At 69.9% G+C, this 15872-nt stretch carries 9 protein-coding genes; 7 read left to right on the plus strand and 2 right to left on the minus strand.

The window, feature by feature from the left end; all coding sequences use genetic code 11:
• The first annotated feature begins 30 nt into the window (after positions 1 to 30).
• The 7 genes from U5775_RS27055 to U5775_RS27085 all read left to right on the plus strand — a co-directional run bounded on the left by U5775_RS27055 (position 31) and on the right by U5775_RS27085 (position 13539).
• The gene (locus tag U5775_RS27055) at positions 31 to 390 is read left to right on the plus strand and encodes a GPW/gp25 family protein (RefSeq protein ID WP_322061178.1); all 360 of its coding nucleotides are present in this window, start codon (positions 31 to 33) and stop codon (positions 388 to 390) included.
• Positions 387 to 3122 carry a putative baseplate assembly protein gene (locus U5775_RS27060; protein WP_322061179.1) on the plus strand — a complete coding sequence of 912 codons (2736 nt, stop codon included), beginning with the start codon at positions 387 to 389 and terminating at the stop codon, positions 3120 to 3122. Before U5775_RS27055 ends, U5775_RS27060 begins: the two co-directional genes overlap by 4 nt.
• A complete protein-coding gene (locus tag U5775_RS27065) occupies positions 3119 to 6892 on the plus strand; it encodes a putative baseplate assembly protein (protein WP_322061180.1) in 3774 nt (1257 codons plus the stop codon). The genes U5775_RS27060 and U5775_RS27065 overlap by 4 nt, the downstream gene beginning before the upstream one ends.
• Positions 6893 to 6902: 10 nt before the next feature.
• The gene (locus tag U5775_RS27070) at positions 6903 to 9116 is read left to right on the plus strand and encodes a hypothetical protein (protein WP_322061181.1); all 2214 of its coding nucleotides are present in this window, start codon (positions 6903 to 6905) and stop codon (positions 9114 to 9116) included.
• 10 nt (positions 9117 to 9126) lie between these two features.
• Positions 9127 to 10722 (plus strand): DUF6519 domain-containing protein, encoded by a 1596-nt coding sequence (locus tag U5775_RS27075; RefSeq protein WP_322061182.1) that lies wholly within the window; start codon positions 9127 to 9129, stop codon positions 10720 to 10722.
• A 194-nt stretch (positions 10723 to 10916) separates the two neighbouring features.
• Entirely contained in the window at positions 10917 to 11945 is a 1029-nt protein-coding gene (locus U5775_RS27080) for a sulfonate ABC transporter substrate-binding protein (protein ID WP_322061183.1), read from the plus strand.
• Between the two features lie 175 nt (positions 11946 to 12120).
• Complete coding sequence (locus U5775_RS27085; protein WP_322061184.1) at positions 12121 to 13539, plus strand: YeiH family protein; 1419 nt, start codon at positions 12121 to 12123, stop codon at positions 13537 to 13539.
• 266 nt (positions 13540 to 13805) lie between these two features.
• Here U5775_RS27085 and U5775_RS27090 read toward each other — a convergent pair whose 3' ends face one another.
• Together U5775_RS27090 and U5775_RS27095 are read right to left on the minus strand one after the other, a co-directional pair.
• A complete protein-coding gene (locus U5775_RS27090) occupies positions 13806 to 14462 on the minus strand; it encodes a hypothetical protein (protein ID WP_322061185.1) in 657 nt (218 codons plus the stop codon).
• Between the two features lie 67 nt (positions 14463 to 14529).
• Positions 14530 to 15840, minus strand: coding sequence for a chloride channel protein (locus U5775_RS27095; RefSeq protein ID WP_322061186.1), 1311 nt, complete (start codon positions 15838 to 15840; stop codon positions 14530 to 14532).
• Positions 15841 to 15872: the final 32 nt, after the last annotated feature.

A 15872-nucleotide genomic window follows, 5' to 3' on the forward strand; every position in this document is an offset into this window, starting at 1 on the left:
AGAGTCATGACCCGCAACAGGAGGCGCGCGATGAACATCGACTTTCCGCTGCATTTCGACGTGCGGGGGCGCACCGCGACGACGGACGACGCCGACCATATCCGCGACATGATCGAGCAGTTGCTGTTCACGGCGCCGGGCGAGCGCGTGAACCGGCCCGAGTTCGGCAGCGGACTGCTGCAGATGGTGTTCGCGCCGAACAGCGTCGAGCTGGCGTCGGCGCTCCAGTTCACCGCGCAGGCGGCGCTCACGCGCTACCTGGGAGACCTGATCGATCTGCAGCAGCTCACCGTGAGCGCCGACGACGCGACGCTTTCGGTCGTGGTCGGCTATGTGATCCGCTCGACGCAGCAGCCGCTGACCCAGACCTTCGTGCGGAGCGCGCCATGAGCACCGTGGGCGCCACGAGCACCACGAGTACCGTGAACACGATGGGCGCCGCGATGCCCGGCGCCTGCGAGCTCGACCGCCGCCGGGACGCGGTGCGCGAGGCCGCGCTCTACGGGATCGATTTCGTCGAGGTCTCGGCGAGCCAGACCACGCTCGAGGTGTACTTCCTCGGCAAGGCGCCGGCCAGCATCGAGGCCGCGAACCTGAGCATCACCGGCGGCGCCGCCGTGAACGTGACGGGGCTGCGCGTGAACCGCCAGCCCGATCCCGCACTCGACGACTGGATGGAGATCGACGTCGATCGTCCCGGCGACTGGTCCACGTATACGCTTGCGATGGTCGAGGCGTCGCCGCCGTCATCCCCGGCAGCCACGTCCACGGCCCGCATGCGCGTTTCGTCCGCGAGCGCGCCACCCGCCGCTGCACCGCCCATGACCGGCTTCGATCCGCTGTTCGCGAGCGCGACCTTCAGCTTCAAGGCGTCGTGCCCATCGGATCTCGATTGCTGCGCGCCGCACGTCTGCCCGCCGCCCGTCGCCGCGCAGCCCGACATCAACTACCTCGCGAAAGACTACGAGAGCTTTCGCCGCCTCATGCTCGACCGGCTCGCGCTGACGCTGCCCGCGTGGCAGGAGACGCACGTGCCCGATATCGGCGTGATGCTGGTCGAGCTGCTCGCCTGGGCCGCCGATCAACTGAGCTACTACCAGGACGCCGTCGCCACCGAGGCGTATCTGAACACCTGCCGCCAGCGCATCTCGCTGCGGCGTCATGCGCGGCTCGTCGACTATGCGATGCACGAGGGCTGCAACGCGCGCGCGTGGCTCACGATTGCCGTGACGCGCGACCAGGCGCTGGACCTGAGCCAGGTCGCGTTCTGCACGCTGTTTCCCGGCGCACCCGCGCGGCGCGTGCTGCGCCAGAGCGATCTCGCGAATGTGCCGCCGGGCAGCTACGAATGGTTCGAGCCGCTCTGGCCGCCGCGCGCGCAAACCGTCGCGCTGCGCGCGAGCCATACCGCGATCGCGTTCTACACGTGGGGCGACTGCGCGTGCTGCCTGCCCGTGGGCACGACGCGGGCCACGCTGCTCGATAGCTGGACCTCGTCCGGCAGCGACGGCAACAGCGCTGACAGCGGCGCGAACAACAGGGCGGACAGCGGCGCGAACAACAGCGCACGCGGCCGCGCGCTCGATCTGCACGAGGGCGACGTGCTGATCTTCGAGGAGGTGATCGGGCCCGTCACGGGCAACCCCGCGGACGCCGATCCCACGCACCGCCAGGCGGTCAGGCTCACGAGCGTCACACAGGGCGTCGATCCGCTCTACGACGCGCAGAACGGCGGCACGCCCGTGGTCGAGATCGTGTGGTGCCCGGCCGATGCGCTGAGCTTCCCGCTCTGCCTCTCGGCGATGATGCCCGCGCCCGACTGCACCTGCCGCGACGGCATCAGCGTGGCGCGCGGCAACGTGGTGCTGGTCGATTGCGGCGCGAGCACCTGCGAGACGATCGGGCCGGTGCCGACGCAGACGTCCACCACCACCTGCCCCGACGACTGCGCGCCCGCGACCGTGCTGCTCGCGGCGCCGCCGCGCTTCCGGCCGCGCCTGAGCGGGAGCCCGCTCACCTATGCGCAGCCGCTCGCGGGCGCGTGCTGCGCGTCGGACCTCGTGGCGCAGGACCCATGCAGCGCCGTGCCGTCCGTCACGCTCGAGGACGGCGGCGGCACGGTCTGGACCGCGCAGCCCGACCTGCTCGAAAGCGGTCCCGACGATACGGTCTTCGTGGTCGAGATGGACGACGACGGCGTCGCGCACCTGCGCTTCGGCAACGGCGCCGAGGGGCGCAGCCCCGCCGCGGGCACGACGTTCGAGGCATGCTACCGGCTCGGCAACGGCCCGGACGGCAATGTCGGCGCGGAGACGATCGCCTGCGTGGTCTATCGCCCGGCGGGCGCGGTAGTGGGAGACTTCGCCCCGCGCAATCCGCTCCCCGCGACGGGCGGCACCGCCCAGGAATCGGCCGCCGACGTGCGCATGCTCGCGCCGAACGCGTTTCGCGCGCAGCTCGAACGCGCGATCGTCGCCGACGACTACGCGACGCTCGCCGCCGACAACGCGCGCCGCCTCGCGCAGCGTCCGCCCGGCCGCTGCGCGACGCCGTTCCAGAAGCTCCAGGGCGCGAAGGCGTCGCTGCGCTGGACCGGCTACGTCTACGAGATGGGCGTGGCCGTCGATCCGCTCGGCAGCGAGAGCGCGGGCGCGGCGCTGCTCGACGAGATCGACGCATACCTGGCCCGCTACCGCCGCATCGGTTACGACCTGCGTGTGCGCGCGCCCGACTATCTGCCGCTCGACCTTGGCCTCTCGGTCTGCGTGATGGCGGGCTACCAGCGCGCGCACGTGCGCGCGGCGCTGCTCGCGGCGCTCGGCACCAGCGTGCTGCCCGACGGCACGCTGGGTCTCTTCAATCCCGATAACCAGACCTTCGGGCAGGGCGTCTATGTGAGCCGGATCGTCGCGGCGGCGCAGGCGATCGCGGGCGTGATCGAGACTCAGGTGACGCGCCTCGCGCCGTATCTTGCCGGGCGGCCCGCGCCGGGCGCGACGCCCGACGACGTGCCCGCGGGCGGCGTGCTGGCGCTCTCGCCGTATCAGATCGCACGGCTCGACAACGCGCCGGGGCAACCGGCCAACGGGCGGCTCACGCTGCTGCTGCGAGGTGGGCGATGAACGCATGCTGTGGCTGCTGCACCGGGACGGCCGTGACCGTGCCTGCTTCCGTGGCGAATCCGCCGGGGCTCGCCGCGCTCGACTATCGCGTGGGCACTTACGCGGGCTTTTTCGGCACGATGCTCGCGCAGCTTTCGCTGGTGACGATCGCGGTGCCGTCCGCGGGCCAGTCCGGCACCGACCTGCTGACGCCGCTCGCGAAGCTGACCACGCGCGATCCGGCCGACCCCGCGATTGCGCTGCTCGACGCCTGGGCCGTGGTCGCCGACGTGCTGACGTTCTACCAGGAGCGGATCGCCAACGAAGGCTTCCTGCCGAGCGCCGTCGAGCGCCGCTCGCTGATCGAGCTGGCGCGGCTGATCGGCTATCGGCCGCGTCCCGGCGTGGCCGCGAGCGTGCGGCTCGCGTTCACGATGACGGCGGGCTTTGCGGGCACGCTGCCAGCGGGCACGCGCTCGCAGAGCGTGCCGAGCGGCTCTAGCGCGACGCCGCAGTTCTACGAGACCTCGGCCGATCTCGTCGCGCGCGACACCTGGAATGCGCTCGCGCCGCGTCTCGCGCGGCCCCAGGTGATCTCGCCCGCGAGCGATACGGGCTTGCCGAAATCGGCCGACGATGCGACGGCCAAGGCGCTCGCGAACGGCAACGCGCCCGGCGTTGCGCTGCCGGCCAGCAGCGGCATTCTGGTGACGGGCGCGGACGTGATCGACGCCGTCTATCTCGACGGCATCGCGACCCAGGTAAAGCCCGGCGACGCGCTGTTCTTCGTGTTCGGCACCGATACGGCGGCCACGCCCGCGATGCAGTATCTGCGCATCGCGGGCGATGTCGACGCGCAGGCGGACTTCGCCCGCACCGAAATCGCGCTGGGCCTCGTGGTGCCGCCGTCGCGCACGGCGCTCCAGCAGTTGCTGCTCTATATCGACAAGGGCACCCAGCTATTCGCGGGCAGCGACCTCGCGGCCCAGGTCGTCGCGATCCTGGAGCCGGTCGCGGCCAATCTGCTGTTCGTCGGCGCGCCTGGACCGGACGGCAAGACGCCGCTCACCGCGCAGCAGGTGGTCGAGCCCGCGATCTCGCGCATCGCGCTCGTGCGTTCGATCGCGCTCGCGCGCGGCTTCACGCGCGTGGCCGCGTGGCTCGCGATGCTGACGCGCAGTCTCCAATGGATCGCGCTCGGCAAGGAGGCGCAGCTTTTGCAGGGCGGCCTCGCAGGCGCGCTCGGGATCGGCGGCCGGCGTGTGGGCAAGATCAGCGCGCTGCGGGCGCTGCCGGCCGCCGCGCCCGCGTCGCCGCTCGAAAATCTGCATGGCATCGTGAGCGCGCTCGCGAAGGCGCCCTCGGTGCAGCCGGCCAATGCGCTCAAGCTCACGCGCAGCATCGCGGCGAGCTTCGGGCCGCAATCGGACACGGCGCCGCGCCTGCTCGCGGCGCTCCATCCCGCCGCCGCGGCCGCGCTCTATCAGGGCTGGTCGGCGGTGGCGACGGCGGGCGGGCGCGTCGAGGTCTACGGCGCGCGCGTGAAGGCGACGCTGTTCGCGGCGACCTGGCCCGGCTCGCCCGTGACCACCACGGACGCCAGGCAGATCACCACGAGCTGGACCGCGCCGAATCTCACGACCGCCTGGGGCGGCGCGTTCGCGAGCGTGGTGCCGCCGCCCGAACTGCCGCTCGACGCTACTTACGACCAGATCGAGCCCGGCAGCTGGGTGGCCGTGCGGCGGCCCGACGTCACGAACATCAACGGCGGCAACCCGATCATCACGTTTCATGTGGTCGCTTCGCTGCGCACCGCGAATCTCGCGACGCAGGACCCGGCCGCCGCTGCGGGTGCAACAACGAGCGGCGGCTTCGCGGCCAAGGTCACGCTGCTGACGCTCGATCCGCCGTGGCTCAGCGACCTGAGCGCGGGCGACGAGACCGCGAGCACCTCGACGCAGCTACTGCGCGAAACGCTGGTCTACGCTCAGGCCGAGCCGCTCTCGCTCGCGGACGAGCCGCTCGACACCGACATCGGCAACGGCTCGATCGACCTCGCGAACCTCTACGACGGGCTCGAAGCCGGGCGCTGGGTGATCGTCTCGGGCACGCGCACCGACATCCCGAACGCGAGCGGCGTGCAGGCGAGCGAGCTTGCGATGATCGCGGGCGTGCGCCAGGGCGTGGAGGCGCCGGGCAGCGTGGCGTTCCCGCTCGGCGCGCCGCCGTTCGTCGACGTGAGCTACACGTCGGACGCCAACGCGTGGGGCGACCGCCTCGTGGTCGGCCATCTGCCGGCGGGCACGACGGCCAACGAGGACGGCTCGCCGTCGTTCATGGCGGAGCTGGCCGCGCCGGCCTTCCTGAACCAGCAGTTCGGCGATCAGGTGCAGATCGCGCCGGGCGTCTATGTGAGCGCCTACGTGCCCAGCGCCGCCGAGCGCACCGGCAGCTTCGCGTCGTTCGAGGGGCTGCTCGTTAATCCGCTCACGCAGATTCCCTATCCGGGCGGCATGCTCGACTGGCAGACCGATGGCGTGTTCGCGTGGCGCATCTCGACGGTCACGCCGCATACCGTGCTCGATCTGGCCACGCCGCTCGCGAGCACCTACGACCGCGGCACCGTGACGATCTACGGCAATGTCGCCGATGCCACGCAGGGGCAGAGCACCGGCGAAGTGCTCGGCAACGCCGATGCGTCGGTCGATTTCCAGACCTTCGCGCTGAGCCAGTCGCCGCTCACCTATGTCTCGGCGCCCACGGCCTCGGGCGTGGCGAGCACCTTGCAGGTGCGCGTGAACGAGCTGCTGTGGAACGAGCTCGACAGCCTTTCTGACGCCGCGCCCACCCAGCACGCCTACGTGACCAGCGAGGACGATACGCAGCTCACCTCGGTCGTGTTCGGCAATGGCGTGCACGGCGCGCGGCCGCCGAGCGGGACCGCGAACGTGAAGGCCGTCTACCGTTACGGCATGGGCAGCAGCGGCAACGTGGACGCCTGGCAGATCACGCAGCTCGCGACGCATCCGCTCGGCGCGCAGGGCGTGACCAACCCGCTGCCGGCCACGGGCGGCGCCGACGCCGACCCCATCGGCCAGTTGCGCGCGAACGCGCCGATGGCGGTGATGGCGCTCGACCGGCTCGTCTCCGTGCAGGACTACGCCGACTTCGCGCGCACCTATGCGGGGATCGGCAAGGCCTCGGCGGTGAAGCTCCCGGACGGGCAGCGCGAGCTCGTCCACGTCACGGTCGCGGGCGCCGACGACATTCCCATCGCCGTTAGTTCGGACCTCTACACGAATCTGCTGGCCTCGCTGCGGGCGTTCGGCGATCCGCATCTGCCGGTCGAGCTGGCCGTGCGGCGCGTGCGGCTGCTCGTGGTGGCCGCGCAGGTGGCGCTGCTGCCCGCCTACGCGTGGGAGGACGTGGAGCCCGCGCTGCGCGCGGCGCTGCTCGCGCGGTTCTGCTTCGACGCGCGCGCGCTCGGGCAGGCCGCCTGGCTCGCGGAGGTGGTCGCGACGCTGCAGCAGGTCGCGGGCGTTTCGTGGGTCAACGTGACCTGCTTCGACAGCGTGCCCGAGGACGTGACGGCCGCGCAGCTCGCGGCGCTCGGCAGCACGCTCGGCCTCCAGCCGTACGTCGCCGCGCAGCTTGCGCAGCGTGCGCCGGGTGGTACGTCCGGTAGTGCGTCTGTTGGTGCGCAGGCGTCCTGCGCGATCGTGCCCGCCGAACTGGTGTTTCTCACGCCCGACATTCCGGCGACGCTGATCCTGAACCCGGCAGCCGCATGAGGAGCCGACCATGAGCGAGAACGCCGACTTTCTCTACGACCACGTGCCCGTGGTCTACCGGCTGCGCGACGCCGACCAGGGCTATCCGCTGCGCGCGCTGCTGCGCGTGCTCGCGGCCCAGGCCGCCGTGATCGAGCAGGACATCGCGGGGCTCTACGAGAACTGGTTCATCGAGACCTGCGACGACTGGGTCGTGCCGTACATCGGCGCGCTGATCGGCTATACGCCGGTCAGCATCGGGCCCGATCTCGACGCCACCGCCAGCGGCTGCTCGTGCGCGCCGGCGGGGGCGGCCGCGAGCGCCGCCGCGCTGCGGCTCGAACGCATCCTCGCGCCGCGCGCCGAGGTCGCGAACACGATCCGCTTCCGGCGCCGCAAGGGCACGCTCGCGGTGCTCGACGACATCGCCTCGGCCGTGAGCGGCTGGCCCGCGCACGCCGTGGAGTTCTACCGGCGCCTCGCGCTCACGCAGAACATCGACTTTCTGCGCCCGCAGCGCGGCCGCCTGATCGACGTGCGCGAGCCGCGCGACTGGCGCGGCGCCGCATTCGATGCGCGCGCGCGGACCGTCGACATCCGGCGCATCGATTCGGCGCGCACACCTGGTACTGCAAACCTTCCCGAGATCGGCGTCTATGTGTGGCGGCTGCGCGCCTTCACGGTCAGCGCGGCGCCCGCTTACTGCTACGAACAGGCCTCGCAGGACTGCTTTCTGTTCAGCGCGCTCGGCAACGACGTGCCGCTCTACGTGAACCCCGCGACGGGCGACGCGGCCGAGCCGCTGCCGATCGGCCGCGCCGCGCTCGCGGCGAGCCTGGCCGACGGTGCGCCGCCAGCGGCGCCTGGCGAGGGGAGCGCGCACGCGGCGGCCAAAGTGCCCGCGCTCTACGGGAGCGGCCACAGCGTGTCGATTTCGACGGGCACGCCGCCCGTGCCCGTCGACGCCGCGCGCATCGTCGCCGCCGATCTGAGCGCGTGGAGCTACCGGCCGCTGCCGGGCTTCGTCGCCGTCGATCCCGAGCTCGGGCGCTTCGTGTTCGCGCCCGGCGAGGCGCGCGGGCAAGCCGTCACCGTCTCCTATACCTACGGCTTCAGCGCCGATCTGGGCGGCGGCGAATACGCGCGCACGCTCGACGAGCCGCCCGGCGCGCAGCATTACACGGTCGGCAGCGGCGCCACCTTCGCGCATATCGCCGACGCGCTCGCGCGCTGGGGCGAAGACGCGCCGGTGAACGCCGTGATCGAGATCGTCGACAGCGGCGTCTACACCGAAGCGCTCTTGATCGCACTCAAAGCGGGGCAGAGCCTGCAACTGCGCGCGGCCAACCGCTGCCGCCCGGTGCTGCGGCTGCTCGACTGGCAGAACTCGGGACCCGATGCGCTCGACATCGGCGGCGTGGGCCCCGCGTGGTTCCAGCTCGACGGCGTGACCGTCACGGGGCGCGGCGTGCAGATCGGCGGCTCGCTGTCGGGCGTGACGATCCGGCATGCGACGCTGGTGCCGGGCTGGGGCCTGAACTGCGACTGCGGCCCGATGCGGCCCGGCGAGCCCGGCATCGTCGTGACGGGGTCGCTGCAGTGCCTGCGCATCGAGAAGAGCATCGTCGGCGCGATTCGCGTGGACCGCGACGAAGTCCGCGAAGACCCGCTGAAGCTCCACGTCTCGGGCAGCCTGATCGACGCGCTCGGCAGCGCCAACGTCGCGCTCGGCGCCGACGCGAAGCTGTGCGCCTACGCGGTCCTCACGCTGCGTTGCAGCACCGTGATCGGCCAGATCCAGACGCACGCGATCGAGCTCGCGGCCAACGGCATTTTCGCGGGCGTCGTGCGCGTGTGCCGCCGCCAGGCTGGCTGCATGCGCTTTTGCTACGTGAGCCCCGGCTCGCGCACGCCCACGCGCTACGAATGCCAGCCGGACCTCGTGCTCAAGGCCGTGGGCGACGCCTACCTCAATGGCGATTTGAGCGTCGCGCAGCGCGACGCGCTGCTGCGCGCCGAGCGCCTGCGCGTGGAGCCCGACTTCGCCAGCGTGCGCTACGGCACGCCGCGCTATGGCCGGCTCTCCGACGCGTGCGCGGAGGAAATCCGCACCGGCGCCGACGACGAATCCGAGATGGGGATGCTGCACGGCCTGTACGAGCCGCAGCGCGCGGCGAATCTGCGTCAGCGTCTGAACGAATTCACCCCGGCCGGCACGGACGCCGGGATCCTTTTCGCAAGCTGAGGAGAGCGCCGTGAAAGCCGACTTGACGCGCAGGAGCTTCGATCCGCTGCAGCACTTCAGCCGGGTCCTGATGCAGCAGGGCCGGGTGCAGCTCGACGCGGACTGGAACGAGCAGGCCGATATCCTGCTGCACTTGATCCGGCGGCTCGCCGCGGCGACGTTCGGGCCCGCGGGCAGCGCGGACGGCGGCTTCATGCCGGCGCTGCTGGCGGGCGTGACCGGCGACGTCGAGCTGGCGCCGGGCAGTTGCTACGTGGACGGCATCCTCTGCGAGCTCGACGCGACGCCGGTGCCGGTCACTTCGTGGAGCGGCAAGACGATTGTCGTGCAGCGCTGGACCGTGGACGCCGCGGGCTGGCAGGCCAACCAGCACGTGCGGCTCAGCTTCGACGCGAGCGGGTCCGCGAGCGCGAGCGCACCGCTCGTCGCGGCGATCGTGAGCGCCGACTACGCGACGCTCACCCTCACGCTCGACACCGATCTGAGCACCTTGACGGACATCGCCGCGATGCGCGTGCAGCGCGTGCTCACCTATCTGACGCAGCCCGACTTGCCCGCGCCGCCGCCGCTGCCGGCCGCGCCGCCGTTCCAGTTCTACCTCGACGTCTGGGAGCGGCTCGCGACGCCGATCGAGGCGCCGTCGATCCGCGAAGTCGCGCTCAATGGCGCCGATACGGCGGACCGCACGCGCGTCGTCTGCCAGGTCAAGTGGATGCAGCCCGGCGAGAACTGGGACCGCAAGACCTGCCTGACACCGGCGCAGATCGCGGCGGGGCTGAACGCCGGGAATCGCGGGCTGCTGCGCGCGCGCACGGGCCAGGCGCAGACGCCGACCGACCCGTGCACGGCCTCGCCGAACGCGGGCTATCGCGGCGTCGAAAACCAGCTTTATCGCGTCGAGATCAACACCGGCAGCAACGACGCGTCGGGCCATGCGCCGAGCTTCAAGTGGTCGCGCGACAACGGCTCGGTGGTCTTTCCGGTACTCGGCGTGAGCGTGTCGGGCGCGACCACGACCGTGCGGCTCGCGAACCTGGGCCGCGACGAGCGCTTCGGGATCGCGGAAGGCGACTACGTCGAGATCCAGGACGACGCCACGGTGCTCAACCAGTTGCCGGGCCAGATGCTCCAGGTGCAGTCGATCGACACCGGCTCGCAGTCGGTCGTATTGGCCGGGGCGCTCGCGTCGAGCGTGGGGAGCCAGCCGCAACTGCATCCGCTGATGCGGCGCTGGGACTACGCGGCCGGCGACCCGGCGCAAGGCGGGCTCACGCTGGGCCCGGACGGCGCGGCGTCGATCCGGACCGGCACGCTTTCGGGCGGCGACGGCGCGTGGCTGACGCTCGAAGATGGCGTGGAGATCCTGTTCGAAGCCGCGGGCAACGTGACGTGGCGCAGCGGCGACTACTGGCTGATTCCCGCGCGCGTCGCACTCGGCGACGTGATCTGGCCGCAGGAAACCGTGGTCGACGCTCAGGGCAACAGCGTGACGAACCCGGTCGCGCGGCCGCCCGATGGCGTGACGCATCACTACGCGCCGCTCGCGATCGAGACCGGCAATACGAAGACGCCGTTCACCGTTTGCATGGCGACGAAGACGCCTTAGGCGGGCGGGTCTTGTCGCCACGCGCGACGTTCCGATGGCGTTTCCCGTCCCGCCGCAATCGATAGCAGAAACCATTCTTTGACCTCGTTTTCACGATTGCGCATCATGCGCACTCGTTCGTGCAGCGAGGGCGCCGCCGTCATGGCGGCGCGGTTTCGCGCGCGCGGTCCGTTTGTCTCGTCTGGATATCTCCCATGTTTGATCCCGAATCGAAATCCGAAGGCGTGCGCGAGCGCCGGCGTTCGCTACTGAAGACGGCCGCGGGCCTGGGCTTGAGCCTGGGTATGGGCGCTGCGCTGCGCGGACTCGGCGCCGTTGGCGCGACACTGGCCGCGAGCGGCGTTGCCCATGCGCAGGGCGATAAGGTGCTCACCGTCGGCTACCAGAAATATGGCAACTTCATCATCCTCAAGGCGCGCGGCACGCTGGAGAAGCGCCTCGCGCCGCTCGGGTTTTCGCTCCGGTGGATCGAGTTTCCGGCCGGTCCGCAATTGCTCGAAGGGGTGAACGCGAACGCGGTCGATATCGGCGTGGTGGGCGAGACGCCGCCCGTGTTCGCCCAGGCGGGCCGCGTGGACTTCGTCTATATCGCCGCGGAACCGGACGCGCCGCGCGGCGAGGGCGTGATCGTGCCCAAAAACTCGCCGATCCGCACGCTCTCCGACCTGCGTGGCAAGAAGGTGGCCGTCACGCGCGGCTCGAACGCCAACTATCTGCTCGTCAAGGCGCTGGAGCACGGCAAGGTCGGCTACGACGAAATCCAGCCGGCCTATCTCGTTCCGGCCGACGCGCGCGCCGCGTTCGCCAACGGCAGCATCGACGCGTGGTCGATTTGGGATCCTTACTTTGCAGCGGCCCAGCGTCAACTGGATGCGCGCGTGCTGACCACGGGCGAAGGCCTCGTGCGCAATGTCGAGTACTACGTAGCGCGCCGCGCGTTCGCGGCCCAGCATCCGGATGTGGTGCATGCCGTGCTCGGCGAGCTGCAGCAGCTCGACGGCTGGGCCGCGCACAACGTGCCCGCCGTGGCCGCCCAACTCGCGCCGATCACGGGGCTCGATACCGGCACGCTCGAACTCGCGCTCGGCCGCATGAGCTACGGCGTGCTGCCCGTCGATGCGGCGCGCTTCGCCTATCAGCAGCAGATTGCCGACGCGCTCTACCAGCTCAAGCTGATTCCCGAAAAGCTGGTGGTTACCGAAGCACGCTGGCAAAGCGCCTGAGGCGCGCCGGCAGCGCCTTTTCGCACGGCGGCCGCCGCGCCGCAAGGAAAATGAATGTGCGAAATATGCTTAGGCGAAAGTATTCGTTCGCATCGGCGAGATCCGTCCCGACAATGTCCGTTCTCTCTACGGATGCGTGCCGCGATGCGCGCGAACTCGACGACAGGAGGTATCGATGAGCGGATCACATGCCGGCGAGGCGCATGCCGGGGAATCGAATGAACGCCAGGCGCGGCGCCGCTTCTGGCAAGCCTGGACGACGAACGAAGACTGGTGGTCGATCTGGATCGGCCTCGGCCTCGTGCTGGTTGCCTGGCTGCTCTACGCGGGCGGCAGCAGCATCCAGTGGCTGGCCGTCGCGCCGGCCAAATGGACCCGCGTCGACGATGCGGGGCACCATCTGATCGCCCATTTGCCGAACTACGTCGCGCTCTTCGTCGTGTTCGGCGCGCTTTTTTCGCTGGCGGTCGCGGCCCTCGGGCAGAAGGTCGCCCACTTCGTGCCGTCGTTTGCAATCGTCTTTATCGGCTCGGTCATTATTTTCGCGCTCGGGGCATGGGCCAACGCTTCGAAGTACAACCTCGAGCCGCCGCTCGTCGCGCTGGCCGCCGGTCTTCTGCTCTCGAACTTGTTCAGGCTTCCTGAATGGTTTCAGGCGGGTCTGCGCGTCGAGCTCTATATCAAGGTCGGCATCGTGCTGCTCGGCGCGACGCTGCCGTTCACGCTGCTCGTCTGGGCTGGCCCCGTCGCGGTCGGGCAAGCCGGCATCGTGTCGCTGCTGACGTTCTTCGTGATCTTCGGCGTGGGATCGGCGCTCGGTCTCGACAAGCGCTTGGCCGCGGTGCTGGGCGCGGGCGGAGCGGTCTGCGGGGTGTCCGCGTCGATAGCGATTGCGGGCGCGGTGCGCGCGAAGCGCGAGCATGCGCCCGTCGCCATCACGCTCGTGGTCGTCTGGGCGATCGTGATGATCTTCGCGCTGCCGTTCGTCTCGCGCGCGCTCGGCCTGCCCACGGGCGTGGCGGGCGCGTGGATCGGCACCTCCGAATTCGCGGATGCCGCCGGTATTGCCGCGGCCCAGGCTTATGGCGATTTCGCGAGGCATGCGGGCAGCACGATCGCGGGCGCACCGGAGGCGTCGCTGCAGGCCTTCACGCTGATGAAGGTCGTGGGCCGCGATATCTGGATCGGCATCTGGGCGTTCGTGCTGGCGATCGTGGCCACCACGCGCTGGGACCGCGATGACGGTCTTGCCGCCCAGCCCAGGGCGGGCGAGATCTGGGCGCGCTTTCCGAAGTTCGTGATCGGCTTCGTGCTCGCTTCGGCGTTCATTACGTGGGTCGCGAGCGGCCAGTCGCTGGCGGACTACCGCAAGGTCGTGACGCCCGAGCTTACCGGCCCGATCACCGTGCTGCGCACGTGGGCGTTCATCTTCTGCTTCTTTTCGATTGGGCTGACCACGCGCTTCAAGTCGCTCTCGGCAACGGGCGCGAAGCCGTTCATCGCGTTCACTGCGGGCGTGGTCGTCAACGTGGTGGTGGGGTACGTGCTCTCCGTGCACGTGTTCGGCCACTACTGGGCGAGCCTCGGGCAATGAACGCGGCCGCTCTTCCCCGCACGGCGCGATGTGCCGATTGCGCACATCGCGAGCGCGACGCGGGCAGCCTTGAGCGCGCGATAGCGGGGCTGACCGTGTTCGGTTCCGGATATGGATCGAGCGCGGCCGACAGCCGTCTGTGTGTATTGCGCGACCAGTTCGTTTCGCCCAACGACCGTTGCGCGGCGTTTTCGCCGCTGCCGTCTACAGGATAGCGCGGCGGTCTTCACAATCGTTCGGAGTTCGAACGTTTTGCAGCGATCGCTTCAAACCTTCTTTTCAGTGCGCAGATGCCGGGTATTGCGCTCGATCGACATCAGAACCAGCAGCAGCGTGAGGAACCCGGTGAGCGCGAGGAGCGTCCCCAGCGACGACCTGAATTGCGCGATCCGCTCGTTCGCCGCCCCGATGGCGCTTTGCGCGGACGCGATCCGCTCGATCTTGACGCGCGCATATTGATTCATCGCCGCCGCGACATAGCGTTCGCGATCGTCCCATTCCCATGTGGCTGCGTGCTGGTCCGCACGCGCGACGACGTCGGCAAGCTCGTCGACGAATGCCTGGCGGTCCGCGAGCGGCACATTGCCCAGCCACGCATCGAGCAGCGGCTGGCTCGCGTTGTCCTCGTTCAGGACCGCGCGCAGCGGGGCGGGGATCGTCACGCCCGCGGCGGTCTGGAGGTTCGTCGCAGGCGCGCCGTTGCCGTTGTCCGCTATGGCGTCGTTGGCCGTTTCCGAGCCGGGGATCGAGGCGAGCACGTCGGCCGCGTGCACGGGCGGATCGGCGGCAATGCCCGCTTTTCCGGGCGCCGCGAGCGCGAACATGAGTGCCGTCATCGCCAGCACGGCGGCGACGAGGACGATGAGGCACAGCACGCGTGCCGTGCCGAGCAGGCGCCGTTCGACGCTGTCCGCAATTTTCATGTCAATCCCGCTTCCACTTCGTTTCAACCTCGTTGATACCCATACCGGCGAGCCGCCGGCGTCGAACTCACGGCTCGCGCAGATAGCGCTCGGACAGCGCCTCGTAGAGCGGCGGCGCAAAAATGCGCGAGATGCGGCTCGCGATGAGCGCCGTGGCCATCAGCGAAATCACGAGCGCATGGCCGTTGATCATCTCGATGACGATCACGAACGCCGTGATCGGACTCTGCGTGACCGCCGCGAGATAGCCGACCATGCCGAGCGCGATCAGCATCGATAGCTGCATCTGCGAGAACACCATGTGCAGCGTATTGCCGATGCCGGAGCCGATGGCCAGCGACGGCGCGAACAGGCCGCCCGGCGCGCCCGGCAGGTACGAGCCCACCATCGAGACGAGCTTGAGGATCGGATACAAGGCGCTCACGTGCGCGGTGCCTTCGAGCATGCCGCGCGCCTCGGCGTAGCCGCTGCCGAACGTGTGGCGATGCGAGAGCACGCCGACGACCGCGATGACGAGGCCGCAAAGCGCCCCGAACAGCACCGGCCGTTGCGCGCGCATCTCCAGCAGCACACGCGGCATCCAGCGCGCAGTATTGAGCAGCAGCCAGCAGAAGCAGCCGCCCAGCACGCCCGCGATCACGCCGGTCAGCACGACGGCGACGCTGAGCCATTGGGGCAGCCCCGAGCCGATATCGATCGTGCCGAAATAGACGTAGTTGCCCTGCAGACCCAGTGAAACCACGCCCGCGAAGATGATGGCCGTGATCAGCACGCCGCTCGTGCGCTGCTCGAAGCTGCGCATGAGCTCTTCGATGGCGAACACCACGCCCGCGAGCGGCGCGTTGAACGCCGCCGATAAACCGGCGGCCGCGCCCGCGAGCGCGAGCCTGCGCTCCAGCACGCCAGGCCGGATCGTGAGGAAGCGCTGGGGATAGAAGCGCCGCAGGCTGAACATCAGCGCGGCGCCGACATGGATGGTGGGGCCTTCGCGGCCTATCGTGAACCCGCCGAGAATGGCGAGGAACGAGATGAAAATCTTGCCGACGAGGATGCGCAGCGTGAGCAGTTGCGGCCCGAGTTCGTTGGGCCCGTGCAGCATCGCAATGACCTGCGGAATGCCGCTGCCTTCGGAGCCGGCGAAGAAGCGCCGCGTGAGCCAGACCGTCACCGCGCCCGTTGCGGGCGCCACGAGCAGCGGCAGCCAGAACCGCTCAGCCGCGTAATGGAGGAATAGCGCGTAGCCGAAATCGATCAGCTTCGCGTAGAGCACGGCGACGAGGCCCACCGCGATCGCGCCCAGCCAGAACACGCCGTAGTGGAGCCATAGCCGGTTGGCGCGCTGTAACGTCCGCCTGTCTATCAGCCCGAAGATGCGCACGATCGGTATCCCCTGTCTGTTGGTTGTCGTTG

Source organism: Paraburkholderia sp. J63, from assembly GCF_905220245.1.
In the GTDB taxonomy this organism is placed as follows: domain Bacteria; phylum Pseudomonadota; class Gammaproteobacteria; order Burkholderiales; family Burkholderiaceae; genus Paraburkholderia.

Bases quoted from the DNA above. Each gene is read 5' to 3' on its own strand.
- U5775_RS27090 (WP_322061185.1), bottom strand. From the start codon at position 14,462: ATGAAAATTGCGGACAGCGTCGAACGGCGCCTGCTCGGCACGGCACGC.
- U5775_RS27065 (WP_322061180.1), top strand. From the start codon at position 3,119: ATGAACGCATGCTGTGGCTGCTGCACCGGGACGGCCGTGACCGTGCCT.
- U5775_RS27080 (WP_322061183.1), top strand. From the start codon at position 10,917: ATGTTTGATCCCGAATCGAAATCCGAAGGCGTGCGCGAGCGCCGGCGT.
- U5775_RS27085 (WP_322061184.1), top strand. From the start codon at position 12,121: ATGAGCGGATCACATGCCGGCGAGGCGCATGCCGGGGAATCGAATGAA.
- U5775_RS27060 (WP_322061179.1), top strand. From the start codon at position 387: ATGAGCACCGTGGGCGCCACGAGCACCACGAGTACCGTGAACACGATG.
- U5775_RS27055 (WP_322061178.1), top strand. From the start codon at position 31: ATGAACATCGACTTTCCGCTGCATTTCGACGTGCGGGGGCGCACCGCG.
- U5775_RS27070 (WP_322061181.1), top strand. From the start codon at position 6,903: ATGAGCGAGAACGCCGACTTTCTCTACGACCACGTGCCCGTGGTCTAC.